Origin of the sequence: Sphingobium nicotianae (assembly GCF_018603885.1) — a bacterium.
In the GTDB taxonomy this organism is placed as follows: domain Bacteria; phylum Pseudomonadota; class Alphaproteobacteria; order Sphingomonadales; family Sphingomonadaceae; genus Sphingobium; species Sphingobium nicotianae.
On sequence record NZ_JAHGAW010000007.1, the window covers coordinates 185,133 to 210,831 of the forward strand.

Below are 25,699 nucleotides of genomic sequence, written 5' to 3' on the forward strand. Positions count from 1 at the left end.
CAACCGCAAAGCGTTGCCTGTTTGCGGTGACTGGACCCAGAGTGACGGGAGAGCCAAGTGTCCGAACGGGAGTCCATGCCCTATGATGTCGTGATCGTCGGCGGCGGCCCGGCCGGCCTGAGCGCGGCGATCCGGCTGAAGCAGCGCGCCGCTACGGAAGGGCGCGAGATCAGCGTCTGCCTGCTGGAAAAGGGCTCGGAGATCGGCGCGCATATCCTCTCCGGCGCGGTGATCGATCCGATCGCGCTGGACGAGCTGCTGCCCGACTGGCGCGAAACCGGCTGCCCGCTGGCGCAGGTGCCGGTCACCGAGAATCACCACTGGTTCCTGGGCAAAGAGGCCAAGGTCGCGATCCCGCACTTCTTCACGCCGCCCTTCATGCACAACAAGGGCTGCTACACCGGCTCGCTCGGTTCACTCTGCCGCTGGCTCGCCGAGCAGGCGGAAGCGCTGGGCGTCGAGATTTTTCCCGGCTTCCCTGCCGCCGAAATCCTCTACAATGAGGATGGCTCGGTGAAGGGCGTCGCGACCGGCGACATGGGGCTGGCGCGCGACGGCAGCGCCAAGCCGGACTATCAGCCGGGCCTCGAGCTGCACGCCCGCTACACCCTCTTCGCCGAGGGCGCACGCGGCCATCTCACCAAGCAATTGAAGGCGCGCTATCATCTCGATGACGAGAGCGATCCACAGACCTATGGCCTTGGCGTCAAGGAATTGTGGGACATCGATCCGGGCAAGCATGTCCCCGGCCGCGTCATCCACACCCAGGGCTGGCCGCTGACCGACGCTTATGGCGGCGGCTTCCTCTATCATCAGGCTGGAGGGCAGGTGGCTTTGGGCTTCGTCGTCGGCCTCGGCTACCGCAATCCCTATCTGTCGCCTTACGAGGAGTTCCAGCGCTGGAAGCATCATCCGGCGATCCGCGAGGTGCTCGAAGGCGGCAAGCGCATCTCCTATGGCGCGCGCGTCATCAACGAGGGCGGCTGGCAATCCATCCCGAAGCTGGTCATGCCGGGCGCAGCGCTGATCGGCTGTTCCGCCGGCTTCGTGAACGTGCCCCGCATCAAGGGCACGCACACCGCGATGAAATCGGCGATGCTGGCGGCGGATGCGGCCCTCGATGCCGTCGCGGCGGATCGCACCTCCGACACGCTCGATGCCTATCCCGCCGCGCTCGACGCGAGCTGGATCGCAACAGAGCTCAAGATGGTGCGCAATGCCGGCCCCGCGCTCGGCAAATATGGCAACTGGCTGGGCACGCTGGTCGCCGGCATCGACATGTGGATGCGCTATCTCGGCATCGGCCTGCCCTTCACGATCCGCAACAAGGCCGACCACACCAAGCTGTGGCGCAAGGATCAGGTGCGCAAGATCGACTATCCCAAGGCCGATGGCGTGATCAGCTTCGACCGGCTTTCCTCTGTGTTCCTCTCGGGCACCAATCATGAGGAGGACCAGCCCGTCCACTTAAAGCTCGCCGATCCGGACGTGCCGATCCGCTACAATCTGCCCGTGTTCGACGAGCCGGCGCGTCTCTATTGTCCGGCCGGCGTCTATGAGGTGCTGGAGGACAGCGAGGGTCATCCGCGCTTCCAGATCAACGCGCAGAACTGCGTCCACTGCAAGACCTGCGACATCAAGGACCCGACCCAGAACATCAACTGGGTCGCACCCGAGGGTGGCGGCGGACCGACCTATCCGAACATGTGAGCGAACGACCACAGGGAGACGATGCCATGATCGCCGTCATCGGGACGATGAAGTTTCCAGCCGAGAAGATGGCCGCCCTGCTGCCGCACGTGCAGGAACTGGTCCGCCAGACCAACGCGCATGACGGCTGCATCGCTTATGATGTCGGCGAGGATATTTTGGAGCCCGGCCTGCTGCGCTTCTCGGAGCTGTGGCCCGATCAGGAGAGCCTGACCCGCCACATCGCCGCGCCGCACATCGCGCCGTGGCGGCAGGCCTGTCAGGATCACGGCATCCTGAACCGCAGCTTCGCCGTCTATGACGTGACGGGCGAGCGCTCGCTCTAGCTCAGACCCGGCGCTCGCGCTCGCGGGAGGCTGGTGCGCGCTGACGCAGCCCGCCGCCGATCACACCGAGGCCCACAATCATCAACAGCCAGGTGCCGGTTTCCGGAACGGCCAGTTGCGCCGCCATGCTGCGCGCCATGAGCGCGTGGATCGCCGTCGTGGGGTGGATGCCGTCGAAATAGAGATATCCTGTGCAGCCGCCGAGCACCGCCGCCGCGCCGCCGCTCTGGCAGCTGTCAGTCAGGTTCAGGCCCGGCATGCCGAACGCTGCCGGGTCGTCGTGCAGCGCCCGGTCGAGCGCGAACAGATCGAAGAAATCGATGTCAGCCCCGCTGAGCTGCGCGGTCGTCTGGGCGATCGCGGCGAACTGCGCGTTGAGTGCCTGCGACCGCGCCGTTGCGAGATCGGCGACCGTGGCATTGCCGAGCGCGAGGACCGACGGGATCGCCCCCACGTCCGCAAGGCCCGTGACGAGGATGTTCTTCGCGCCCGCGCCGGTCAGCGCGGCCAGACCGTTGCTGAAAGCGGTCAGAGTCGCCGTGAAGTCGGCGATGCCGAGATTGCCGAGCTGCGCGCGCACATCGTTGCCGCCGAATGTGACGATCACCAGCGCGTCACCGGGGATGGGCTGTGCCGTCCCCTGGAACAGGCCGAGCTGCCCGATGAAGCCCGGGATGATGGGGCTCGTCTCGGCGGCAGTCGCGCCGCCCACCGCAAAATTGGTGTTCATCGTCTGATTGGCGAGGAAGGGCGACGCGGCAGCTCCCACATAGCCAAGGCTGAGATAGTCCGCGAAATTATAGCCGTTCGAGAAACGGCCATTGAAGTAGCCGGCGCTCGCAGGCGCCGGATCGGGCAGGCCGAGCGCAAGGCTGCCGATCTGGGCATTGCCCGAATCGACCAGGCTGTCGCCGAACACGAAGATCTTGGAATAATCCACGGCGGAAGCCGGCGCGGTCGTTCCAAGGCACAGGATTGCGGACAGGAAAAGGGTCAGGCGCTTCATCGAACTACTCCCACATCGAACGATCGCTGGCCGCAATTTACCATCTTGTCCCGCAATGGAACAGCCGGTTGTGAGGGATGACGGGCAGCCATTCAGAATGGAGCAAGGCGCCGACCGCTACGGCCCGCGCGCGACGGAGCGTCCCACGGCTCCGATGCACAGGAGATACCCGGCATGTCCAAGAGACTTCTCGCCGCCGCCGCGCTGGCGACCATTTTGTCTGGCGGCAGCGCCTTCGCTCAGCCCGAGCGCGGCCCGCAAGGCCCGCAGACGCGCGATCAATATATCGCCGCCGCCAAGGCGCGCTTCGCGGTGATGGATGCCAGTGGCGACGGCATTGTCACCAGGGACGAGGTGAGCGCGCAGATCGCCAAGCGGATGGGCGACACACCGCGTCCGGAGATGGTCGACCGCATGTTCTCGCGGCTCGATACGGACGGCGACGGTAAGGCGACGACAGCCGAGGTCGAGGCGGCCGCTGGCGCGCGCTTCGATGCGCTGGACACCGACAAGAACGGCACGCTGACACCGGAAGAGCAGGCCGCCGGCTTCCGCGGCATGATGCGTCGCCAATAACCAAAAGGTAGCCCCTTCCCTTGAGGTTCAACAGAGGCGCGTGACTCTGTTGAAGGGTTGGGGTGGGGTTCGACGATCCGATCGAGCGCGATGCGAGCGATGCTGCGCTTCATCGCCAGCCCAAACCCTTCCCCGAGAGGAAGGCCAATGGAAATCGCCACGCCTGCGCAGACATTGCCCCTCTGCGCCGCTATGAGGCGGCGATGCCCACTGAAACCGCTTACGCCAAACTCAACCTCGCTCTCCACGTCCGCGCCCGGCGCGCGGACGGCTATCATGACCTGGAGAGCCTCTTCGCCTTCTGCACTGACGGCGACTCCCTCAGCGCGGAGCCTCGCGACGACGGTGAACTGACGCTGACGATCGAGGGCGATTTCGCTGACGATCTCGATCCCGGCGACGACAATCTCGTCCTGCGCGCCGCCCGCGCCCTGCAGGCGGCAAGCGGCACGATGCTCGGCGCCGATCTCGTCCTCGACAAAAGCCTGCCCATCGCCTCAGGCATCGGCGGCGGCTCGGCCGACGCAGCGGCGACCTTGCGTCTGCTGGTGCGCCTGTGGGGTCTCCGCCCGATGGACATCGACTTCCCGCGCGTCGCCGCGTCGCTCGGCGCGGACGTCCCCGCCTGTCTCGGCTCGCAGACCATGTTCGGGACGGGGATCGGCGAGCGACTGGAGCCGGTCGATCTCGATCTCGCCGGGATGCCGGTTCTGCTCGTCAATCCGCTCGTCCCATGTCCCACCGGCCCGGTCTTCAGGGGCTGGGACGGCATCGATCGCGGATCGCTCGACCCACAGGAGTGGCGGCGCGGACGCAATGATCTTGCCGCGCCCGCCATCGCGCTGGTGCCGGAGATTGACGAGGTTCTGGCGGTTCTCAAGGCGCAATTGCCCAGCCTTGCGCGCATGTCCGGCTCCGGCGCGACCTGCTTCGCCCTGTTCGGCAGCGAGGCCGAGCGCGATGCCGCAGCAGACCGGATCGAGGCCGATCATCCCGACTGGTGGACGCTGGCGACCTCGCTGCGCTAGGGTCCGCCCATGACGACCCCCTACCACATCCTCGGCGATCCCCTCGCGCCGATTCTCATCATCGCCGATCATGCCTCCAACCATGTGCCCGACGACATCGATCTCGGCCTGCCGCCCGAGCTGATGCACGAGCATGTCGCGCTCGACATCGGCGTGGCCGAGGTCGCGGCGCTGTTGGTCGAGCGCGGCGGCATCTGCGCGATCCTGGGCGGCGTCTCGCGCCTCGTCATCGACTATAATCGCGAGCCCGACGCGGCCGGCCTCGTCCCCGTTCACAGCGACGGCCATCATATCGAGGGCAACACCGTCGCCGATGTCGCCGACCGGCTCGCGCGCTTCTACGATCCCTACCACGCCAAAGTCGCCGAGCTGGCCGCCCAGTCGCACAGGCCCTTCATCCTCTCGCTGCACAGCTTCACGCCGAGCCTGCGGAGCAAGCCCGAGGAAGCGCGCCCTTGGGAGATCGGCATCCTCTACAATCAGGACGATCGCGGCGCGCGCATGGCCATTCCCCTGCTGGAGGCGGCGGGCCTGATCGTCGGCGAGCAGGAGCCTTATTCCGGCAAGCTACTCAACGCGTCTATGAACCGTCATGCCGAGGCGCATGGCCGGCCCTATCTCGGTGTCGAGATGCGGCAGGACATATCGGGTGATCCGGCCGGCCAGCGCCGCTACGCCGACATATTGCGTCCCGTGCTGGAGGCATGCCGCAACGGACTTGCGTGAACGCCGCCTTTGTTGGAAAGGGCATCGCGCGGCCGTGCCGCACGGAAAGGCCTTGAGATGACCCATACGTTCGACAAGTCGAAGCTCCCCAGCCGCCATGTCTCGGTCGGCGTGGAGAGCGCGCCGCATCGCTCTTATTATTACGCGATGGGTCTGACCGAGGAGGAGATCGCTCGGCCTTTCGTGGGGATTGCCAGCGCCGGCAACGACAGCGCGCCCTGCAACACCACGCTCGACACGCAGGCCAACTGGTGCCGCCAGGGCGTCAACGAGGCGGGCGGCATGCCCCGCCGCTTCAACACCATCACCGTGACGGACGGCATCGCCATGGGCCACCAGGGCATGAAAAGCTCGCTGGTCAGCCGCGAGGTGATCGCCGACTCCGTCGAGCTTTCCGTGCGCGGCCATTGCTATGACGCGCTCGTCACCTTCGCTGGCTGCGACAAGTCGCTGCCCGGCATGATGATGGCGATGCTGCGCCTCAACGTCCCCTCCATCTTCGTCTATGGCGGATCGATCCTGCCCGGCCGCTACAAGGACCGGGAAGACCTCACGATCATCGACGTGTTCGAGGCGGTCGGCCGCTTCTCGGCCGGCGCCTGCCCGCTGTCGGAGGTGACGGCGATCGAGAAGGCGGCCTGCCCGGGCCATGGCGCCTGCGGCGGGCAATATACCGCCAACACCATGGCGTGCGTCGGCGAGGCGATCGGGCTCTCGCTGCCCAACAGCAACATGGCTCCGGCGCCCTACAAGTCGCGCGAGGAGATCGCCGTGGCGGCCGGGCGGCAGATCATGGAACTGCTCAAGCTCAACCTGCGTCCCCGAGACATCTGCACACGCGATGCCTTCGAGAATGCCGCGCGCATCGTCGCGGCGACCGGCGGCTCGACCAACGGCGCGCTGCACCTGCCCGCCATGGCGAACGAGTGCGGCATCGACTTCGACCTGTTCGACGTCGCCGAGATCTTCAAGACCACGCCCTATATGGCCGACCTGAAGCCGGGCGGGAAATATGTCGCCAAGGACATGCACGCGGCGGGCGGCATCTACATGCTGATGAAGTCGCTTGCGCAGACGGGCCTGCTCCATCTCGACTGCATGACCGTGACCGGCAAGACACTGGGCGAGAATATCGACGAGATCACCTGGAACCCCGACCAGAAGGTCATCTACGACGCGAAGACGCCGATCACGCCGACCGGCGGCGTCGTCGGCCTCAAGGGCTCGCTGGCGCCGGAAGGCGCGATCGTGAAGGTGGCGGGCATGAAGCGACTGCAGTTCACCGGCATCGCCAAGGTGTTCGAGCGCGAGGAGGATGCCTTCGCGGCGGTGGAAGCGCAGCAGATCGTCGACGGCGACGTCGTCGTCATCCGTTATGAGGGACCCAAGGGCGGCCCCGGCATGCGCGAGATGCTGGCGACCACGGCGGCGCTCTATGGCCAGGGCCTCGGCGAGAAGGTGGCGCTCATCACCGACGGACGCTTCTCCGGCGGCACACGCGGCTTCTGTGTCGGCCATGTCGGGCCCGAGGCGGCGGATGGCGGGCCGATCGCGCTCATCGAGAATGGCGACCAGATCGCCATCGATGCCGAGGCCGGAACGATCGATCTTCTGGTCGACGAGGCGGTTCTGGCCGAGCGGAAGGCGAAGTGGACGCCACGCAAGAACGACTATCAGTCCGGCGCGCTCTGGCGCTTCGCGCAGAATGTAGGCCCGGCTTGGCAAGGTGCGGTGACGCACCCGGGCGCCAGGGCCGAGACGCATGTTTTCGCGGATATTTAACATCCTTGCTCCGGCGAGCGGGCTGCTGCTCGCCGGTTGCCAGCAGCAGTCGCTCTCGCCGGGCGACGCCGCCAATGCGATGGATGCCGCCGCCGCGACGCGCTCGCCCGTCCAGCAGGTGAAAGACTGGGTCGAGGGCGGCAGCGATCCTCGTGCGCGCATCTATTGCGGTCGCGGTTCAGATGGCCCGGTCGCGCAGGATTGCCGCATGGAGATCGTCGCTGATGGCAAGGGCCGTACGCTGATCCTCTCGCGCCCGGATGGCGGCTTCCGGCGCGTGCGCATTGGCGCGGACGGCAAGCTCGCCACCGCCGACGGCGCGGTCGAGGCGCGAGTCGCCGCCACGGACAAGGCGATTGGCGTCGTCGTCGGCGAGGAGCGTTATTCCGTGCCCAAGGCGGCGCTGAGAGCCGCAGCGCCCCGATGACCGGCGCGCCGATCCTTTCGGTCGCGCAGATGCGTACCGCGGAGCAGGCCCTGTTCGATAGTGGCATCGCGCCCTATGCCCTGAGGCAACGGGCAGGCGAAGGCGCGGCGGAGGTCATCTGGCGCGTGGGCCACAAGCGCGATACGCTGGTTCTATGCGGGCCCGGCAACAACGGCGGCGACGGCTTCGTGATCGCCCGCGCCCTGCGCGAGCTCGGCGTGCCGGTCCGCGTGGCGGCGCTGGGCGAGAGCCGCACGGAAAGCAGCCTCCAGGCGCGGACTGACTGGGGCGGGCCGATCGAGGATTTCGCTGGCGCGGAGCCCGCCACGCAGATCGTCGACGCCGTGTTCGGCATCGGCCTGATGCGTGGCCTTGCGCCCGAGGTGGCGAGGCCGCTCGCCCGTCTCGTCGAGGCCGCGCAGCATAGCTATGCGATCGACGTGCCAAGCGGGGTCGAGAGCGATGCGGCGGTGGCGCTGACGAAGCTGCCGGTGTTCACTCATTGCCTTTCCCTGGGAGCGTGGAAGCCGGCGCATGTCCTGATGCCGGCGCGCAGCATGGCGGCGCAGCACTGGCTCGTCGACATCGGCGTGATCGCGCCCGACGACGCAGCACATGTACTTGCAAGGCCGCAGTTGCAGGCGCCTGCCGCCGACGCGCACAAATATCGCCGGGGGCTGGTCGCGGTCGTCGCCGGGGAAATGCCCGGCGCCGCGAGCTTGTCCGCGGAGTCGTCCGCCCGCTCAGGCGCCGGCTATGTGCGCCTGCTGTCTGATCGGGAGACCGGCACCGGCAGCCACGCGATTGTGCGCAGCAAACCGCTCGATTTCAGCCGTGCCAGGGCGGCCCTCGTCGGGCCCGGGCTCGGACGGAACGACGCAGCATGGGACCGGCTGTCCGCCACCTTGTCCTCGGGCATCCCCGTCGTTGCCGATGCCGACGCGCTCTGGCTGTTTGCCGAGAAGGGCTTCGGCGATCTTCCGCGTCCCGTCATCGCCACGCCGCATGACGGCGAGTTCGACCATCTCTTCGGCGACGACGCCGGCAACAAGATCGACTGCACGCGTTCGGCCGCCGCGCGTACAGGCATCGTCGTTGTTCACAAAGGGCCGGACACGGTCATCGCCGCACCGGACGGCCGCTGCGCCGTTGCACCGTCAGCCTCGTCCTGGCTCTCCACGGCCGGCACCGGCGATGTCCTTGCGGGCCTGTGCGCCGGCCGCCTGGCTGTGTCCGGCGATCCCTTCGCCGCAGCATGCGAGGCGGTATGGCTGCACGGCGAGACGGCGCGCCGCGCCGGCGCCGCCTTCGTCGCCGACGATTTCGTTGCGCACATCCCCGCAGCATTGGCGAGCGCCCTGTGAGCGATACCGATCTCATCGTCCGTATCGCGGCGCGCGGCGATGGCGTGACGGCGGACGGTCGCCACGTCCCGCTGAGCGCGCCGGGCGATCGCCTGCTTTCCGGCGGCGGCCTCGCCAAAGGTCCGCATCATGTCGATCCACCCTGCCGCCATTTCCCCGAATGCGGCGGTTGTCAGCTGCAGCAATTGTCCGACGAGGCCTTCGCCGACTATGTCCGCGATCGCGTTGCCGGCGCGCTGACGGGGCAGGGGCTTACCGCGCAGGAAATCACGCCGCCTCACATCTCGCCGCCGCGCACTCGCCGTCGCGCCAGTCTGCGTGCGCTGAAGCTCGGCAAGCGCAACGTCCAGTTCGGCTTCTCGTCGCAGGGCAGTCATCGCATGATCGATCTGCAGCAGTGCGAAATATTGGAGCCGCGCCTGTTCGCGCTGGTCGCGCCGCTTCGCGCCCTGTTCGCCCGGATGCTGCCCGACCGCCAGCCGGGCGAGGCGGATTTGACGCTGGTCGAGGAAGGCGTCGATGTCGTACTCACCGGGCTTGCAGCAAAATCGCTCGCCGAGACTGAAATGCTGCTCGATTTTGCGCAGCAAAATCGGCTCGCGCGCCTGATGCTGATCGAGGACGATGCGCCGCTGACGCTCTGGGAGCCAGATCCGGCAACAGTCCGTTTCGGCGATATTCCCGTTGCTTTCCCTCCGCGTGCCTTCCTCCAGGCGACGAGGGACGGCGAGGCGGCTCTGGTCGAGGAAGTGCGGCACGCTCTCGGCGACGCGAAGATGGTCGCCGATCTGTTCGCCGGCCTCGGCACCTTCGCGCTCAGCCTTGCCAATGACGTGCCGGGCCGGAAGGTCTATGCGGCCGAAGCGGCGCGCGATCTGGTGCTCGCGCTCCAGTCAGGCGGCAATCGGCTTCCCGGCCGCATCTTCCCCGAGCATCGCGATCTCTTCCGCCGGCCGCTGACACCAAAAGAACTGGACCGTTTCGATGCCGTCATCCTCGATCCGCCCCGTGCAGGCGCGCGCGATCAGGTCGAGCAGCTCGCCGCGTCGCAGACGCCGCTGATCGTCTATGTATCCTGCAATCCCGCCAGCTTCGCCCGCGACGCCGCAACGCTCGTCCAGGGCGGCTATGCAATCGAGCGGGTCAAGCCGGTCGGGCAGTTCCGTTGGTCGACCCATGTCGAGCTGGTGGCGACGTTCAGACGTGTGACGTGAACGCCGGACGTTGCCTTGGATAACTCCTGCGAAGGCAGGAGCCTGGGGCCCTTAGCCGCCCTGGGCTCCTGCCTTCGCAGGAGCACTGTTTCTGGGTGTTTGGAACGGACACCGCCCAAAGAACCGCTTTGCCCGACCGGCTAACAGCGGACGGGCCATTGCATGTTGCGATGCCGGAAACTCAGACGCGAAGCGCCGCGATAAACCCGATGATCACCATCGCCAGCAGGACGAACGAGCCGGCGAAGAACAGCCCGGCCCGGATGGGGATCGTATTGACCTTGGCCTGCCAGACGCTGTGGACCACGCGGAGCGCGACATAGGCCCAGGCGAGGCCGACCGTGACCGGCGTGGTCTGGCCGAGCAGGACGAGCGCGAAGACCGTTGCATAGAAGAGCGTCGGCTGTTCCATGAGATGGGCATAGTTATGGCCCACCCAATTGATCTCGCGCGGCAGCATCCGGTCGAGATCCTGCCCCCGGCCGCCGCGTGCCTTGTCGGAGGAGACGTTGAGCTTCATCAAAGCGGGCAGCCGCACAAAGAACATCCAGGCCAGCATGATCAGCGACCAGAGCACGAGCGCCAGCGCAGGCGCGATCAGATTCCCCGACATAAGAAAGCCTCCCCGATTGGTCCGTCGGGGAGGCTAGCTCATGTTTAGATAAGTAGCAAATTGAAACTGATTACCGTCGGCTGAGCTGGATCACGTTCGACTTCTGCGGGAGTGGCGCCTCATCGCGATAGAGGCTGGCCATGGGCTCGTCGGCGACTTCGCAGACGCGCTCCGCGCCGAAGCCATTGAACTCGGTGCGCATGGCCGAGCCATAGGCGCCGAGCATGCCGATCTCGATATAATCGCCGACCTTCACGCCGCTGGGAAGCAGGAACGGCCCCGCCATATGGTCCATGTCGTCGCAGGTCGGCCCATAGAAGCTGAACGCCTCCAGACCCTGCTCGTCATTGGCCTCCGGGCGCAGCAATTGCACCGGGAAGCGCCAGCCAAGATGCGCGGCGTCGAACAGCGCGCCATAGGCGCCGTCGTTGATATAAAGCTCGTTGCCGCGGCGCCGCTCGACGCGCACCACCAGCGAGCTATATTCGGCGCTGAGTGCGCGGCCCGGCTCGCACCAGAGCTCGGCCGAGTAGCTGATCGGCAGGCTCTCGAACGCGCGGTGGATCGCGTGGAAATAGGCTTCCAGCGGCGGCGGCTCCATGCCCGGATAGGTGGAGGGGAAGCCGCCACCCACATCGACGATGTCGACCGTGACCGATGCATCGACGATCGCGGCGCGCACGCGCTCGATCGCCTGGGTATAGGCCTGCGGCGTCATCGCCTGGCTGCCGACATGGAAGCAGATGCCGAGCGCATCGGCGACCTGACGCGTGGCCTGGAGCAGTTCCTTGGCCTCGATCAGCTCGACGCCGAACTTGGCGGCGAGGCTGAGCTTGCTGTGCTCGGAGGAGACGCGCAGGCGCACGCACAGCTCGAGGTCCTCGGCGCCCTTGGTGGCGCGGACGATCTTCTCCAGCTCTTCCATCGTGTCGAGCGAGAAGGTGCGCACGCCGTGCGTGAAATAGGCCTCGGCGATGGCTTCCTCGGCTTTCACCGGGTGCATGAAGCAGAGCTTGGCGCGCGGCAGGGTCCGGGCGACGAGGCGAACCTCGACGATCGACGCCACATCATAGTGCGTGATCCCCGCCGACCAGAGCGTCTTGAGGAGCTCGGGCGAGGGATTGGCCTTCACCGCATAGAGCGAGCGGCCCGGAAACTTCTGCGAGAAGTATCGGGCGGCGCGGGCCGCAGCCTGCGGGCGAATGAGCGTTACCGGTGCTGCCGGTTTGAGGGAAAGAGCTACCCCCAGCGCGCTATGATGCTTGTACAACTCAAGGGACCTCCAGTGTAGTTCAGCGAAATGAGCTGCCTTGCGGTGGAAGTCCCATGGGGCAGCAGGGGTGCGCATATATGCAGGAGGCCGGGGGGTGTAAAGGCTGCGGAATAAGAAATATCGTCACAAAACTGTCACAAAGTGTGGATTGTTTCCGAAATGAGCCACTTATTGGGCCGCAATTTTTTGGGGAACGAGGGAGCGGCCGGTTTCCTGAAAAGGAGTCGCCGGCCGCGACTCGGGCGCAAGGGTTCCCGAGTGATTCGCGAGCATTTGCCGTTCGTTAACCATCTTGTCCTAGCGCGGGACAGAATGCTCCAAAGCGAGGCCCGCCATGTCGCTCTTCTCGATTCTCAGTTCGCCCGATACCTCGACAAGCTCACTCAGCTCGTCCAGCAATCTGCAGATCCAGCAGGCGCTTCAGGCGCTCGCGGCGAAGCAGGCGGCGCAGACCGGCACGACCGGTAGCGACGGCGCTCAGTCGGCGGTCTCGATCACCATCGAGGCCAAGCGCGCCGCCAATGCCAAGGCCGACGCCGGCGTGGACGCGGCAATGCTCGCCAAGTCCCTGCGCGCCGATCTCGACGCGCAGTACAAAGCAGCCGGCAAGAAGGACACGGCCGATCTGACCACGCTCAGCGGCCGCGCGCTCGCGACGATGGCGCTCAACCAGAGCGGCACGTTCAGCAAGACCGAAGCCGCCGCCGCGAAGCTGGAGCTGCGCACCCGCGACCGCCAGTCGGCGATCGCCATGCTGTCCTCGGGCACGCTGACCGCAGCGAGCCTCCAGACCTACACGACCAACCTGATGGCGACCCGCGCGACGATGAGCGCTGAAGAGCAGCAGCTGCGTCAGGCCGACCCCAGCCTGCGCTGATCCGCCCTAACTCAGCCGGTTCTTGAAGTCCGCATAGTCGAAGCGGCGCACTTCGCGCAGCGCATCCGTCTCGCTGTCCCACAGCCAGATGGCGGGCAGCGGCACGCCGTTGAAGGTGTTGGTCTTGACCATCGAATAATGCGCCTGGTCGAGGAAGGCGATGCGCTGGCCCGGCTCTGCGGGGACGGGCAGAGCGAAGTCGCCGATGATGTCGCCCGCCAGGCAGGATGGCCCGCCGAGCCGCACCAGCGGCGCATCCAGGTCGCTGATCGTCTCCCCGAGCATCGCGGGCCGGTAGGGCGCCTCGATCACGTCGGGCATGTGACAGGTCGCCGAGATGTCGGTGATCGCCACCGGCATGCCATTGTCGATGACGTCGAGAATCTCGCCGACGAGAATGCCCGCATCGAGCGCCACGGCCTCGCCTGGCTCCAGATAGAGCTCCAGCCCGGTTTCGCTGCGCACATGCTGCAGGAAGGCGATCAGATCCTCGCGCTGATAGTCGGCACGGGTGATGTGATGCCCGCCGCCGAAATTCAGCCATTTGAGCTGACCGAAATAGCGCTTGAGGCTCGGTTCGACCGCCGCCCAGGTGCGCCCGAGCGGCACGAAGTCCTGCTCGCACAGCGAATGGAAATGGATGCCGTCGACGCCGTCGAGATGTTCCGGGCGCAGCTGGTCGATCGGGAAGCCGAGCCGGCTGTGCGGCTGGCAGGGATCGTACTTCGCGACCTCGCCCTCGGCATGCAGCGGGTTGATGCGCAGACCGACATCGAAGCCGTGCCCCTCCGTCCGTGCCGCGTCGAGGATCGGCCGGAAGCGCGCATGCTGCCCCGGCGAATTGAAGATGATATGATCGGAGAGCGCGCAGATTTCCGGCAGGTCATCCGCCTTGTAGCCGGCGCAATAGGTCGCGACTTCACCGCCATATTCCTCGCGCCCCAGCCGCGCCTCGTAGAGGCCGGAGGCGCAGACGCCGTCGAGATAGGCCGCCACCGTGCCGCCCAGCGACCACATCGAGAAAGCCTTGAGCGCCGCCAGCAGCTTGATGCCGCTCCGGTCGCGCACATCCTTCAGGATGGCGAGGTTGCGCCGCACCGCTGCGGCATCGACCACGAAGGCGGGCGAGGGCACGCGGTTCAGGTCGAAGCGCGCGAAGGCGCCCGGGTCGCCGGCTCTGGTTTCCATATGTCCGTCCCTCAATGTCCGCGTCTCTCAGTCGATGCACATCGACGATTTGACCTTGCCCTTGTCGATCTCGGCGAAGCAGCCGAATAGTCGGTCGTCCGCCTGGCACATGCCGGCCGCGCTTGCACCGGCCTCGGGCAGCGGCCCGTCCGTCTTGGCGATGCAGCGCCCCTTGCAATCGCTCTTCGACGAGCAGGATTTGCCGGCGTCGACGAAAGGATGCACGCACATCAGATTGCCGCGCCGCCCCCGCTGGGCGAGGAAACCGCCCGTGCGCGCGCAGGAGACGGTCTCCGGCGTGGGCGTGCCGGCAGTGAGCTGCATGCTCTGCGAGCAGCTTGTCAGCAGCAGGAGCAGAGAGACGAGACCGATGATGCGCAATGCAAACTCCCTCGCCCCGTTCAGGGGGAGAGGGCCGGGGAGAGGGGGGTGACCTCTCGACCGAGCGCATCGCATCAACGGCGTGCGCCCCCTCTCCCAACCCTCTCCCCCTAAAGGAGGAGAGGGCTCATGTCGTTCAGAAATCCAGCGGCGCCGGCAGTTCGTGCAGCTGCCAGGGCAGGCCATGCTTGTTCAGCATGTCCATGAAGGGATCGGGGTCGAGCTGCTCGATGTTGAACACGCCTTCGCCGCTCCACGCTCCGGTCAGGATCATCGCCGCGCCGATCATCGCCGGCACGCCGGTGGTGTAGCTCACCGCCTGATTGCCCGTCTCGGCATAGGCGTCCTCATGATCGCAGACATTGTAGAGATACAGCGTCTTCTCCCTGCCGTCCTTGCCCAGGCCGGTGGCGATGTCGCCGATGTTGGTCTTGCCCTTGGTCGAGGCGCCGAGCGAGGCCGGCTCGGGCAGCACGGCTTTCAGGAACTGCAGCGGGATGATCTCCACGCCATTGTAGAGCACCGGGTCGATCCGCGTCATGCCGACATTCTGCAGCACTTCGAGATGCTTGAGATAGGCGTCGCCGAAGGTCATCCAGAAGCGGATGCGCTTGATCTCGGGCAGGTGCCTGTTCAGGCTCTCCAGCTCCTCATGATACATGAGGTACATATTCTTCGGCCCGACCTGGTCGAAGTCGAACGTCTGCTTAGTCGAGAGCGGCGGCGTGACCACTTCCTTGTTGTTCTCATAGTGGCGCGCGGGCGCCGTCACTTCGCGGATGTTGATCTCCGGATTGAAGTTGGTGGCGAAATGCTGGCCATGGTCGCCGCCGTTGCAGTCGAGAATGTCGAGCGTGTCGATCCGCTCGAAATGATGCTTCTTGAGCCAGGTCGCGAACACGCTGGTCACGCCGGGATCGAAGCCCGATCCGAGCAGCGCCATCAGCCCGGCGTCCTTGAACCGGTCCTGATAGGCCCATTGCCACGAATATTCGAAATGCGCCTCGTCGCGCGGCTCGTAATTGGCCGTGTCCATGTAGTGCACGCCGGCCGCGAGGCAGGCGTCCATGATGGCGAGATCCTGATAGGGCAGGGCCAGATTGACAACGAGCTTCGGGCCGACCTGCCTGATCAGCGCCGTCGTCGCAGCGACATCGTCCGCGTCGATCGCGAAGGTCTTGATCGTCACGCCGGTGCGTTCCCTGACCGACTGCGCGATCGCCTCGCACTTGGAGACCGTCCGACTCGCCAGCGTGATGTCGCTGAAGATGTCCGGGTTCATCGCCATCTTGTGAACGGCCACCGAACCGACGCCACCTGCGCCGATGACCAGCACCTTGCTCATCTGTAAGTCTCCCGAATATTCGTGATCGCCCAAGCGAATCGAAGCGCCTGCATATAGGGGGGCCATGTGACAGAACAAGAATTGCTGGATCCAAGCCGGGCGCCGAGCCGGGAAGGCGTGCTGCGCGCGGCGGAGAAGATCGCCGCCCTGCTGCCGCCGACGCCGCTGCTGCCGCTGGAGGTCGACGGGCGGACCATCTGGTGCAAGGCCGAGATGCTCCAGCCGATCGGCGCCTTCAAGATTCGCGGCGCCTGGCATCGCCTCACCGATCTCGACGAGGCGCAGCGCGCCCGGGGCGTGGTCGGTGTGTCGAGCGGCAATCATGCGCAGGGCGTCGCCTGGTCGGCCAGGCGGCTCGGCATCGCGGCGACGATCGTCATGCCAACCAACGCCCCCAGGGCGAAGCTCGAGTCGACCCGCGCGCTCGGCGCCGAAATCGTCCTCTATGATCGCGCGACGCAGGATCGCGACGGCATTGCGGCGGAACTGGTCGCGCAGACCGGCGGCACCCTCGTCCATGCCTATGGCGATCCCTGGGTGATCGAAGGGCAGGGCACCGCCGCACTGGAAGCCGCCCGCCAGCTTGAGCAGAGGATCGGGCGTGGCCCGGACCGCATCGTCGTGTGCTGCGGCGGCGGCGGCCTGACCGCCGGCGTCGCGCTCGCCTGCCCGGATGCAGAGATTTTCATCGCCGAGCCGGAAGGCTGGGACGATGTGCTGAACTCGCTTGCCGCCGGCGAGATCGTCGGCGTGAAGGATCTGACCCATCCCACCGACTGTGACGCGCTCCAGACCCCGCGCACTTTTCCGATCAATTTCGAGATCCTCAAGCGGCGCGTCAGCGGCGGCGCGGCCGTCACCCCGGCTGAGGTCGGCGCGGCGATACGCCTCGCCTTCGAGAAGCTGCACCTCGTCGTCGAGCCCGGCGGCGCGGCGGCGCTGGCGGCGATCGTTTCCGGCAAGGTCGCGGCGACCGATGCGACCATCGTCACCCTCTCTGGCGGCAATGTCGATCGCGAGACCTTCCTGCGGCTGATCGGCTGAGCGCGGTGCGCGCACTGCTGCCGGCCCTGCTGCTGATCGCCGCCGTGCCGCTGCCGGCGCAGGCGGGCATGACCCGCGATCGCATCTTCCAGCCGCCCGAGATCGCACTATCGCTGGACGGCCTGCCGGACGGCGCGGCCTTCCTCAATGTCACCACCGGCGACGGCCTGCTGCTGCGCGGCATCGCCGTGCCGCCCAGGCCCGGCCAGCCGACTTTGCTGATCTTTCACGGCAACGGCTCCAGCGCGAGCGACGCGCTACGCTGGCTGAGCCGGCTCGCCACCAGGTCCGGCTATGGCCTCGTCGCTGCCGAATATCGCGGCTACAGCCAGAATCCCGGCAAGCCGAGCGAAGTCGGGCTGACCATGGATGCCCGCGCTTTCTATCAGGCGGCGCGCGGGCTGGCCGGGAACGGCAAGCTGCTCGTGATCGGCCACAGCCTCGGCGCCGGTGTCGCGATCGATCTCGCCAAGCTGGAGAAGCTCGATGCGCTGATGACGGTCGGCGCCTTCGTCAGCATCCCGGCGCTGGCGCCGAAGATCGCGCGTGCCTTCATCACCGACAAGTTCGACAATCTCGCCGCCGTGCCGAGCCTCGACGAGCCCTGGTTCCTCGTCCACGGCCTCAAGGACGACGTCATTCCGCCCGCCAACGGCAATACCCTTCACGCCGCCGCGACCAGGGCCCACCTGCGCGGCGCCTCATTTGTCCTGGCCGATCAGGGCCACGCGCCCGATCCGCTGGTGATGGGCCGGGTGATCGAGAGCGCATTCAAGTTGCTGGATGGACCGATGCCGACGGCTGTCATGTCCGAGCCGCCTATCACGCTCGTGCCGTTCGGCGCGACGGCGACCGTGCCGGCTTCGCCCTGATCGTCAGCTTGGAATTCGCTGTCCTACAGTCCTGTCTTCATGACAGGACGGACCTGGCTCATTCTCAGTTTGAAGATCGATTGTCCGGGCTCCGCCCGTCTGTCGTTTTCGCGTCTTTCCGGAGAGGAAAGAAATTCATTCTCCCCGTGACCTTCGTGAACTTCGCCGGAAAATTACGCGACTGATCGCTTTTCCCGATCAGCCGCTACAGCCCGAGATCCTCCAGTCCCGGATGATCGTCCGGTCGCCGTCCTAGTGGCCAATGGAATTTCCGGTCCGCCTCGGCGATCGGCAGATCGTTGATCGAGGCGATGCGCCGCCGCATCAGCCCTTCCGCATCAAACTCCCAATTCTCGTTTCCATAGGAGCGAAACCACTGGCCGCTGTCGTCATGCCATTCATAGGCGAAGCGCACGGCGATGCGGTTGCCGTCCTGCGCCCAGACCTGCTTGATCAGCCGATAGTCGAGCTCGCGCGCCCATTTGCGGGTGAGGAAGGCGACGATCTCGGCGCGGCCCTCGATGAACTCGGCCCGGTTCCGCCACTGGCAGTCCTGCGTGTAAGCGAGCGAGACGCGCTCGGGATCGCGGCTGTTCCAGGCGTCCTCGGCGCCGCGCGCCTTCTGCGCTGCGGTCTCGGCGGTGAAGGGCGGGAATGGCGGGCGCGACATGGCTTTCTCCTTGCAGGGGCTCCTCATCGCGCCGGGCGTCGCTCAGATCAAGGCTTGCTTGCCGCCGCGTTGTTGGTGCCCTCGACCAGGAACAGGCGGCTGTCCGCGCTCTTCTGCCGCAGCGGGGCGATGTCGGTATAGTCCTTGGAATATTCGAACCGCTTCGCCTGCTCCAGGCTGGCGAACTCGATGATCATCACGCGCTGTGCCGGCGGCGCGCCCTCGACCGCGACGGTCTGCCCGCCGCGCGTCAGGAAGGTGCCGCCATATTTGCGGATGATGGGGAAGGCGGCGTCGCCATAGGCGCGATAGGCGGCGAGGTCCTTCACGTTCACCTCCGCCACCACATAGCCCTTGGGCGGCGGCGGCGTCGCGGCGGACCAGGCGGTGGCGCCCAGCGAGCCGATGACAAGGCCGGCGGCGAGCGTGGCGAGTGTCTTCCTGTCGATCATGATCGTCTCTCCTGCGGCGTCACTATGATTGACCGCCACTATGCGGAAGGATCGGACAGCCGACCATGCGAAAACGGCGGCGATTCTGTACCTCGCTTCGATGCGGCGGCTGGCGCAGCGTCATCAATCTGCAATCGCACCGTCACATCGCCGACATGCCCGGGGACTAGCGCCGACAAAACCGGACAGCCGGAGGGCCAAGCATATGGGTCACGTCATTGATAACGCCGTCGTCAATCATGAGGCGCTGAGCAAGGAAGGGCTGCTCGAGCGCGCCTTCGCCTTCGCCTTCCGCGGCCTCGTCTATGCGCAGATCTGGGAAGACCCGGTCGTCGACATGGAAGCGCTGGCGATCACGCCGGATTGCCACATCGCCACGATCGCCTCGGGCGGCTGCAACGTGCTCTCCTACCTCACCGCCAACCCGGCGCGGATCACGGCAGTCGATCTCAACACCGCCCATATCGCGCTCAACCGGCTGAAGCAGGTCGCCGCACAGAAGCTGCCCGACTACGCCCATTTCCGCCGCTTCTTTGCCGAGGCGGACAGCGGCGCCAATATCGGTGCCTACAAGACGCATCTGCGCCCGCATCTCGACGAGACGGCGCGCCGCTACTGGGAAGGGCGCGATCTGGTCGGCCGCCGCCGCATCGGCATGTTCAAGAGCGGCGCCTACAAGCGCGGCCTGCTCGGCGGCTTCATCGGCGCGGCGCATCTGGTCGCCAAGCTCTACCGCATCGACCCGCGCGTCCTGCTCGAAGCCAAGGACATGGACGATCAGCGCCGCATCTTCGAGGAGCGGCTGGCGCCGATCTTCGATCGCAAGTTCGTCCGCTGGATGACCGATCAGCCGGCCTCCCTGTTCGGCCTCGGCATCCCGCCTGCGCAATATGACGCACTGGCCGGCGACGAGAAGATGGCCGCCGTGCTGCGCAAGCGGCTGGAGCGGCTGGCCTGCGACTATGACCTCAAGAAGAACTACTTCGCCTGGCAGGCCTTCGGGCGCGGCTATGGCCGCCACGAGGATGCGCCGCTGCCGCCCTATCTCGAAGCGGCCAATTATGAGGCGGTGAAGGCGCGGGCCGACCGCGTCGACGTCCGCCACGCCAACATGACCGACTGGCTCGGCACCCAGGGTGAAGCCAGCGTTGATCGCTACATCCTGCTCGATGCGCAGGACTGGATGAACGACGCCCAGCTCACCGCGCTGTGGAGCGAGATCACCCGCACCGCCAAGCCGGGCGCGCGCGTGCTCTTCCGCACCGCCGCCGAGCCGAGCCTGCTGCCCGGCCGCCTGCCGGACGCGCTGCTGGACCGCTGGCACTATCATGCCGAGGAGTCGCTCGGCTTCACCCGCGATGACCGCTCGTCCATCTATGGCGGTGTCCACCTCTATTCGTTCAAAGGCTGATGGCCAGCCGGGCGGACAGTCGCGTGGATGGGGGGAGCGCGGATCATGCCCGCGCCATGGACGCGCAATATGCGCTCCAGCGGCACATCTATGATCTCACCCGCAAATATTATCTGCTGGGGCGCGACCGGCTGATCCGCGAGCTGGCCGTCCCGCCGGGCGGATCGGTGCTGGAGGTGGGCGTCGGCACCGGCCGCAATCTGGCGCTGGTGGCGAAGCTCTATCCCGATGCGCGCCTGTTCGGCTTCGACATCTCGTCGGAGATGCTGAAATCGGCGCAGGTCAACATGGCGCGTGTCAAGGCGGAGGAGCGCACCCTGCTCGGCCGGGCCGACGCGACCGGCTTCGATCCGCAGGCACTGTTCGGCGAGCCCGGCTTCGACCGGGTCTTCATCAGCTACAGCCTGTCGATGATCCCCGAGTGGCAGGCCGCGCTGGCGCAGGCGCTGTCGGTGGTCGAGCCGGGCGGGTCGCTGCACATCGTCGATTTCGGCCAGCAGGAAGGATTGCCGGGCTGGTTCCGCTCGGGCCTGCGCGGCTGGCTGACCAAGTTTCATGTGACGCCCCGCGCCGACCTGTTCGAGGTGGTCGAGCGGATCGCGGCGGAGCAGGGCGCGGTGGCGCGGAGGCGGTCGCTCTATCGGGGCTATGCGTGGGAAGCCGTGATTAAACGCTGACCTGAAGGGCGCTTTTGCCTAAGGTCCATACATGGACTTCCAGGATCTCCTCTTCCGTTACTTCGGGCAATCCGACGTCGACACGCTCAATCCGGCCACGCTCGACGCAGGGCTGGAGCGGGTGCGCGTCGACTTCGGCCTCGAGACCGACCCCGGCCGCCGCTTCGGCCTGTGGACGCTGATGTACATGCTGGGTGACGCGCCGGATCTCGACGTGGCCTTCAAGGATGCGGACGAGCGGGATGCCGCGCGCAACTTCATGGACCTGGTCGACAAGATGGGCGAGGCCTGACCGGATTCAGGCAAACTGCCGGATCACGGCCAGAAATGCGTCGCCATAGGCCTCCAGCTTGCGCTCGCCCACGCCGCTGACCAGCGCCATGTCTCGCTGCGACATCGGGCGAATCCGCGCCATCTCGCGCAGCGTGCTGTCGTGGAAGATGACATAGGGCGGCACGCCGGCTTCCCTCGCGAGATCGCGGCGGCATTCCCGAAGCGCGTCGAAGATCGGATCGTCGACCGGATTGGCGCTATTGTCGCGCTTCGAGCGCCGCGCTTTCGCTGGCGGCAGGACGAGCTCGACCCGCTCCTCGCCCTTGAGATAGGGGCGAGCGGCCGGGCCGAGCGCGAGACCGCCATGCTCTGTCGTGGTCAGCGCGTCATGCACCTGCAGCGCCCGGGCAACCGGTTTGAGCAGCGCCACCTCCTCGCCCTCGACGATGCCGAAGACGGACAGCCGATCATGGCCGCGCTGGATGATCTTGTCGTTGCTCTTGCCGGTCAGCACCGCCTCGATATGGCCGAGGCCGAAGCTCTGCCCGGTGCGATGGACGGCGGATAGCAGTTTCTGCGCGGTCAGCGTCGCGTCGATGCTCGCCGGCGGTGCCAGGCAATTGTCGCAATTGCCGCAGAAAGGCGGCGGATCCTCTCCAAAATGGCGCAGCAGCACGGCGCGGCGACAGCCGGCGGTCTCGACCAGCGCGCCGAGCGCCATGATCCGCGTGCGCTCGCCCGCCTGCCGGGCCGGTTCGACCTCGCCGATCCGCTGGCGCGCGCGCGCGAAGTCCTCGGCGCCCCAGAGCAGGATTGCGGTCGCCGGATCGCCGTCGCGTCCGGCGCGGCCGCTCTCCTGATAATAGCTCTCGATCGACTTGGGCAGGCCGGCATGGACGACGAAGCGCACATCCGGCTTGTCGATGCCCATGCCGAAGGCGACGGTGGCCGCCATCACCATCTCCTCGCTGGCGAGGAAAGCGGCCTGATTGCGGGCGCGGACCTCGGGCGCGAGGCCGGCATGATAGGCGCGCGTTGATCGCCCGCTCTGGCCGAGCGCCTCGGCCAATTGCTCGGTCGCCGCGCGGGTCGGCGCATAGACGATGCCGGGGCCGGGATTGGCTGCCAATATCTCGCGCAATTGCCCTTTCAGCCCGTCGCGCGGCTGCATGACATAGCGGATGTTCGGCCGGTCGAAGCCGGAGATGACGAGCCCCTCGGCCGGGATGCCGAGCTGCGTCAGGATGTCGGCGCGCGTGTGCGCGTCGGCCGTCGCCGTGAGCGCGAGGCGCGGCACGTCCGGGAAGGCATCGAGCAGCGGACGCAGCAGCCGATAATCCGGGCGGAAATCATGACCCCATTCGGAGACGCAATGCGCCTCGTCGATTGCGAACAGGGCGATGCGGGCACGATCGAGCAGGGCGCGGAAGCCGTCACCCGATGCCCGCTCCGGCGCGACATAGAGCAGGTCGAGGTCGCCCGCGACCAGCCGGTCCTGCGTCTCGCGCCAGTCGGCATCGACAGAGGTCAGGCTCGCCGCGCGGATGCCGAGCGCATTGGCGGAACGCAGCTGGTCATGCATCAGTGCGATCAGCGGCGAGACGACGACGCAGCAACCGGGCAGCGCGACGGCAGGCAATTGATAGCAGAGCGATTTGCCGGCCCCGGTCGGCATGATCGCGAGCGTCGGCTGGCCCGCGAGCACGCGCTCGACCACCTGCGCCTGCACGCCGCGAAAGGCCTCGAAGCCGAAGACGCTTCGGAGCAGAGCAGCAGGATCGGTCAGCATGAGGCCGCTATAGGCAGAGGATCGGGGTGGGGGAAGGGGGAGGACCCTGTTATCGACTGCCGGGACCGACCGCGCTTATCTGTCGATCTTGAGGTGGGTTTTTCCGTCCTCGTCGACAACTTCCCGGTTGTCCTCGCAGACATATTCCTGCAGCCTGTAGCCTTTCATCCGCCGGAACGAGTAGCTGTAGGTCCAGGGTTTCTCGAGATAGTCATCTTCGATCGTGATCTGGTCCTGCAGAATGTCGGGCGCGAGCAGGCGGATGCGCTCGGTGATCTTCATGGCTTCGGAATGGGGCGTCCAGCGGAACGTGACGTTGGCTTTGATGCCGGTGGTTTCGACGACGAGCGTGTCGCCCTCCCAATGCCCGACCGAGCGGCCATAGAAGCTGGGATCGACCTCATCCCAGCGGGGCAGCGTCTCGTTCATGTAGATGCGGCGCGTCTGGTTGAACGCTTCCTGGGTGATGTTGATCTGCTTTGCGCGCTGAAACACCTCCATCGGGAACATGCCCATCATCATGGAGGGCATGCCGTCGGGAATGCAGTGAACATAATTGTCGCCGGCAGGCTGGCCTTCCTCCAGCCGTTCCTTGAGGATCTTCTGGCCGCGCTCCCACTCGGCCCGATATTGCGGCTTGAGCTGCGGATCGGGGATCGGCGACGGCGCGTAGCGCGGGTCGGCCTTTTCGCCCATCGGCGGATAGCGTTCCCAGCTGCCGCTGAAGTCGGGCTCGGCGATGGCGGCCGTCGCCGGCGCGAGCAGGCAGGCGCCGAGCAGCAGGGCTTTTGCGATCATCTTCAGGCTCCCCGGCCCATTAGGACGTGATCTTGTAGCGGTCGGCATGGGGCACGCCGGGCAAGATCTTCTTGCCGTTCGGCAGGGTGAGCACCAGCAGCAGGCCACCGGGCTGCCCATCCCTGAGCGGCGACAGGACAGCCGTCACGACGTCGCCCGGCTTCACCGTGCGGGAGGTCCAGCCGCCGCGGCTCATCATGTTGGGGCTCGTCAGTTCGAGCGTGTAATGCTTGCTCGCCCCCTTGCCCTCGTCGGCGTCGATCTCGAGATAGGCATGAGGATTGGTCCATTGGAACGCCGTGACATTGCCGTGGATCGTGATCGATCGCGTATTGTCGAACATGGCGAAGCTGTGATGCGCGGCGGCCGGTATCGCCAGCGCCGCAACCGCGCATGGCAAGGCGAACAAGCGTATCTCACGCGCGAACCTCATCGGCTTCCTCTCCCCTGGATGCCCCGTCGTGGCGGGCACCTTGTTGATTCCGCAACAGTAGCGCGGCGGCCCCGATCTCGGCAAGGGCATTCGCTGACGAAGTCTGTTGACGCGGCCGTACCAGGCCTTAGCTCCGTTGACACTGAGGGGGAGGACAAGCCGGATGATGCGCGGAGCCATATATCGACAGCTCTGGTTCCAGGTGCTGATCGCAACCATTGCCGGCATCGCGCTCGGCCATTGGGCGCCGGGCCTCGGGGTGCCGCTCAAGCCGCTCGGCGATGCCTTCATCGCGCTCATTCGCATGATGATCGCGCCGGTGATCTTCTGCACGGTCGTTCATGGCATCGCGAGCGCCAACGACATGAAGTCGGTCGGGCGACTGGCGATCCGCTCGCTCATCTATTTCGAGATCATCACCATCCTCGCGCTCATCATCGGTCTGATCGCGGTCAATCTGTGGCAGCCGGGCGTCGGCATGAATGTCGACCTGTCGTCGCTCGATGCCAAGTCGGTTGAGACCTATGTCGCCACAGCGCACGAGCAAAGCATCACCGGCTATCTGCTCGCCATCATTCCAACCACCTTCCTCTCCGCGTTCACCGAGGGACAAGTGCTGCAGGTGCTGCTCATTTCCTGCCTGTTCGGCATGGCCGTGGCGACGATGGGCGAGAAGGGCCGGCCGATCGTCGACATGGTCGACAAACTCTCGGCCGCCTTCTTCCGGATCATCCATTTTCTCATGTATCTCTCGCCGGTCGGCGCCTTCGGCGCGATCGCCTTCACGGTCGGCAAGTTCGGCTCCGGTTCGCTCGTCTCGCTCGGCGAACTGATCATCATGTTCCTGCTGCTCTGCCTTGTCTTCACGATCGTCGTGCTGGGCGGTGTCGCCCGGCTCGTAAATGTCAGCCTTTGGCGCCTGCTGATTTACATGCGTGACGAGATCGTCATCGTCGCGGCAACGACCTCGACCGAGACAGTGCTGCCGCGCATCATCGAGAAGATGCGGGCGGCTGGATGCGACGAGAAGGTGGTCGGTTTCGTCGTGCCTGCCGGCTATTCCTTCAACCTGGATGGCACCTGCCTCTATTTGACGGTGGTCGCGGTCTTTCTCGCGCAGGCCACCAATACGCCGCTCGATCTATGGCATCAGCTGGTGCTGCTGGCGGTGCTGCTGCTGACCTCTAAGGGCGCGGCGGGAGTCGCTGGCGCGGCCTTCGTGGTGCTGGCCGCCACGCTCGGGACGACCGGCACGATCCCGGTCGCCAGCATTGCGATGATCCTGGGCATCCACCGCATTCTGGCGGAAGGGCTGACCTTCGTGAACCTGATCGGCAATTGCCTCGCCGCCGTGGTGCTGGCGACCTGGGAAGGCGCCATCGACCGGGAGAAGCTGGCGACGACGATCGGCAATGCCAAGGCGCGGCAACTCGCGGGCGATTGA

The 25,699-nt window shown here is 66.2% G+C and carries 27 protein-coding genes; 16 read left to right on the forward strand and 11 right to left on the reverse strand.

Annotated features, from left to right (window positions below; genetic code table 11):
• Window positions 1-57: 57 nt before the first annotated feature.
• Both KK488_RS12050 and KK488_RS12055 read left to right on the forward strand, forming a co-directional pair.
• On the forward strand, window positions 58-1,710 hold the full coding sequence (locus KK488_RS12050; protein ID WP_214623836.1) for an electron transfer flavoprotein-ubiquinone oxidoreductase: 1,653 nt from the start codon (window positions 58-60) through the stop codon (window positions 1,708-1,710).
• Window positions 1,711-1,736: 26 nt separating this feature from the next.
• The gene (locus KK488_RS12055; RefSeq protein ID WP_214623839.1) at window positions 1,737-2,036 is read left to right on the forward strand and encodes a putative quinol monooxygenase; all 300 of its coding nucleotides are present in this window, start codon (window positions 1,737-1,739) and stop codon (window positions 2,034-2,036) included.
• 1 nt (window position 2,037) lies between these two features.
• Here KK488_RS12055 and KK488_RS12060 read toward each other — a convergent pair whose 3' ends face one another.
• Window positions 2,038-3,042 (reverse strand): SGNH/GDSL hydrolase family protein, encoded by a 1,005-nt coding sequence (locus KK488_RS12060; protein WP_214623840.1) that lies wholly within the window; start codon window positions 3,040-3,042, stop codon window positions 2,038-2,040.
• A gap of 174 nt (window positions 3,043-3,216) precedes the next feature.
• Between KK488_RS12060 and KK488_RS12065 the strand changes: the two genes are divergently transcribed.
• From KK488_RS12065 to KK488_RS12095, 7 genes are all read left to right on the forward strand, one after another.
• Window positions 3,217-3,618, forward strand: coding sequence for an EF-hand domain-containing protein (locus KK488_RS12065; protein ID WP_214624032.1), 402 nt, complete (start codon window positions 3,217-3,219; stop codon window positions 3,616-3,618).
• A 203-nt stretch (window positions 3,619-3,821) separates the two neighbouring features.
• Entirely contained in the window at window positions 3,822-4,646 is an 825-nt protein-coding gene (locus tag KK488_RS12070; protein WP_214623842.1) for a 4-(cytidine 5'-diphospho)-2-C-methyl-D-erythritol kinase, read from the forward strand.
• Between the two features lie 9 nt (window positions 4,647-4,655).
• Window positions 4,656-5,372 (forward strand): N-formylglutamate amidohydrolase, encoded by a 717-nt coding sequence (locus tag KK488_RS12075; protein ID WP_214623844.1) that lies wholly within the window; start codon window positions 4,656-4,658, stop codon window positions 5,370-5,372.
• A 57-nt stretch (window positions 5,373-5,429) separates the two neighbouring features.
• Window positions 5,430-7,154: a dihydroxy-acid dehydratase gene (gene ilvD / locus KK488_RS12080; protein ID WP_214623847.1), complete on the forward strand. Its 1,725-nt coding sequence runs from the start codon at window positions 5,430-5,432 to the stop codon at window positions 7,152-7,154.
• Entirely contained in the window at window positions 7,135-7,581 is a 447-nt protein-coding gene (locus KK488_RS12085) for a hypothetical protein (RefSeq protein WP_214623849.1), read from the forward strand. The genes ilvD and KK488_RS12085 overlap by 20 nt, the downstream gene beginning before the upstream one ends.
• Window positions 7,578-8,945: an NAD(P)H-hydrate dehydratase gene (locus tag KK488_RS12090; protein ID WP_214623851.1), complete on the forward strand. Its 1,368-nt coding sequence runs from the start codon at window positions 7,578-7,580 to the stop codon at window positions 8,943-8,945. The genes KK488_RS12085 and KK488_RS12090 overlap by 4 nt, the downstream gene beginning before the upstream one ends.
• Window positions 8,942-10,159 carry a class I SAM-dependent RNA methyltransferase gene (locus KK488_RS12095; protein WP_349356885.1) on the forward strand — a complete coding sequence of 406 codons (1,218 nt, stop codon included), beginning with the start codon at window positions 8,942-8,944 and terminating at the stop codon, window positions 10,157-10,159. Before KK488_RS12090 ends, KK488_RS12095 begins: the two co-directional genes overlap by 4 nt.
• 181 nt (window positions 10,160-10,340) lie before the next feature.
• Here the strand turns inward: KK488_RS12095 and KK488_RS12100 are convergent, their stop codons facing one another.
• Together KK488_RS12100 and KK488_RS12105 are read right to left on the reverse strand one after the other, a co-directional pair.
• Window positions 10,341-10,772: an MAPEG family protein gene (locus KK488_RS12100; RefSeq protein WP_214623854.1), complete on the reverse strand. Its 432-nt coding sequence runs from the start codon at window positions 10,770-10,772 to the stop codon at window positions 10,341-10,343.
• Window positions 10,773-10,842: 70 nt separating this feature from the next.
• Complete coding sequence (locus KK488_RS12105; RefSeq protein WP_214623856.1) at window positions 10,843-12,042, reverse strand: type III PLP-dependent enzyme; 1,200 nt, start codon at window positions 12,040-12,042, stop codon at window positions 10,843-10,845.
• Between the two features lie 337 nt (window positions 12,043-12,379).
• Here KK488_RS12105 and KK488_RS12110 point away from each other — a divergent pair, with 337 nt between their 5' ends.
• The gene (locus tag KK488_RS12110; protein ID WP_214623858.1) at window positions 12,380-12,922 is read left to right on the forward strand and encodes a hypothetical protein; all 543 of its coding nucleotides are present in this window, start codon (window positions 12,380-12,382) and stop codon (window positions 12,920-12,922) included.
• A gap of 6 nt (window positions 12,923-12,928) precedes the next feature.
• Here the strand turns inward: KK488_RS12110 and KK488_RS12115 are convergent, their stop codons facing one another.
• The 3 genes from KK488_RS12115 to KK488_RS12125 all read right to left on the reverse strand — a co-directional run bounded on the left by KK488_RS12115 (window position 12,929) and on the right by KK488_RS12125 (window position 15,836).
• Window positions 12,929-14,110: a carboxynorspermidine decarboxylase gene (locus KK488_RS12115; RefSeq protein WP_214623860.1), complete on the reverse strand. Its 1,182-nt coding sequence runs from the start codon at window positions 14,108-14,110 to the stop codon at window positions 12,929-12,931.
• A 27-nt stretch (window positions 14,111-14,137) separates the two neighbouring features.
• Window positions 14,138-14,491, reverse strand: a complete 354-nt coding sequence (locus KK488_RS12120; protein ID WP_214623862.1) for a hypothetical protein — start codon at window positions 14,489-14,491, stop codon at window positions 14,138-14,140.
• A 136-nt stretch (window positions 14,492-14,627) separates the two neighbouring features.
• On the reverse strand, window positions 14,628-15,836 hold the full coding sequence (locus KK488_RS12125; protein WP_214623864.1) for a saccharopine dehydrogenase family protein: 1,209 nt from the start codon (window positions 15,834-15,836) through the stop codon (window positions 14,628-14,630).
• A gap of 66 nt (window positions 15,837-15,902) precedes the next feature.
• Here KK488_RS12125 and KK488_RS12130 point away from each other — a divergent pair, with 66 nt between their 5' ends.
• On the forward strand, window positions 15,903-16,880 hold the full coding sequence (locus KK488_RS12130; protein WP_349356886.1) for a threonine ammonia-lyase: 978 nt from the start codon (window positions 15,903-15,905) through the stop codon (window positions 16,878-16,880).
• A gap of 5 nt (window positions 16,881-16,885) precedes the next feature.
• Complete coding sequence (locus KK488_RS12135) at window positions 16,886-17,752, forward strand: alpha/beta hydrolase (RefSeq protein WP_214623866.1); 867 nt, start codon at window positions 16,886-16,888, stop codon at window positions 17,750-17,752.
• Window positions 17,753-17,957: 205 nt separating this feature from the next.
• On the opposite strand, the gene KK488_RS12140 is transcribed toward KK488_RS12135, so the two are convergent.
• On the reverse strand, window positions 17,958-18,422 hold the full coding sequence (locus KK488_RS12140) for a nuclear transport factor 2 family protein (protein WP_214623867.1): 465 nt from the start codon (window positions 18,420-18,422) through the stop codon (window positions 17,958-17,960).
• Between the two features lie 47 nt (window positions 18,423-18,469).
• Window positions 18,470-18,874 carry a DUF1330 domain-containing protein gene (locus tag KK488_RS12145; RefSeq protein WP_214623869.1) on the reverse strand — a complete coding sequence of 135 codons (405 nt, stop codon included), beginning with the start codon at window positions 18,872-18,874 and terminating at the stop codon, window positions 18,470-18,472.
• Window positions 18,875-19,079: 205 nt separating this feature from the next.
• On the opposite strand from KK488_RS12145, the gene KK488_RS12150 reads away from it, so the two are divergent.
• The 3 genes from KK488_RS12150 to KK488_RS12160 are packed head-to-tail and all read left to right on the forward strand — an operon-like array spanning window position 19,080 to window position 21,254.
• On the forward strand, window positions 19,080-20,285 hold the full coding sequence (locus KK488_RS12150; RefSeq protein WP_214623871.1) for a BtaA family protein: 1,206 nt from the start codon (window positions 19,080-19,082) through the stop codon (window positions 20,283-20,285).
• On the forward strand, window positions 20,285-20,962 hold the full coding sequence (locus tag KK488_RS12155) for a class I SAM-dependent methyltransferase (RefSeq protein ID WP_214623873.1): 678 nt from the start codon (window positions 20,285-20,287) through the stop codon (window positions 20,960-20,962). The genes KK488_RS12150 and KK488_RS12155 overlap by 1 nt, the downstream gene beginning before the upstream one ends.
• A gap of 31 nt (window positions 20,963-20,993) precedes the next feature.
• On the forward strand, window positions 20,994-21,254 hold the full coding sequence (locus tag KK488_RS12160) for a hypothetical protein (protein ID WP_214623875.1): 261 nt from the start codon (window positions 20,994-20,996) through the stop codon (window positions 21,252-21,254).
• A gap of 6 nt (window positions 21,255-21,260) precedes the next feature.
• On the opposite strand, the gene recQ is transcribed toward KK488_RS12160, so the two are convergent.
• The 3 genes from recQ to KK488_RS12175 form a co-directional block, all read right to left on the reverse strand.
• Complete coding sequence (gene recQ, locus KK488_RS12165; protein WP_214623876.1) at window positions 21,261-23,024, reverse strand: DNA helicase RecQ; 1,764 nt, start codon at window positions 23,022-23,024, stop codon at window positions 21,261-21,263.
• Between the two features lie 75 nt (window positions 23,025-23,099).
• Window positions 23,100-23,822, reverse strand: a complete 723-nt coding sequence (locus tag KK488_RS12170; protein ID WP_214623878.1) for a hypothetical protein — start codon at window positions 23,820-23,822, stop codon at window positions 23,100-23,102.
• Window positions 23,823-23,841: 19 nt separating this feature from the next.
• Window positions 23,842-24,255 (reverse strand): DUF6152 family protein, encoded by a 414-nt coding sequence (locus tag KK488_RS12175; RefSeq protein WP_214623880.1) that lies wholly within the window; start codon window positions 24,253-24,255, stop codon window positions 23,842-23,844.
• A 166-nt stretch (window positions 24,256-24,421) separates the two neighbouring features.
• On the opposite strand from KK488_RS12175, the gene dctA reads away from it, so the two are divergent.
• A complete protein-coding gene (gene dctA / locus KK488_RS12180) occupies window positions 24,422-25,699 on the forward strand; it encodes a C4-dicarboxylate transporter DctA (protein ID WP_214623882.1) in 1,278 nt (425 codons plus the stop codon).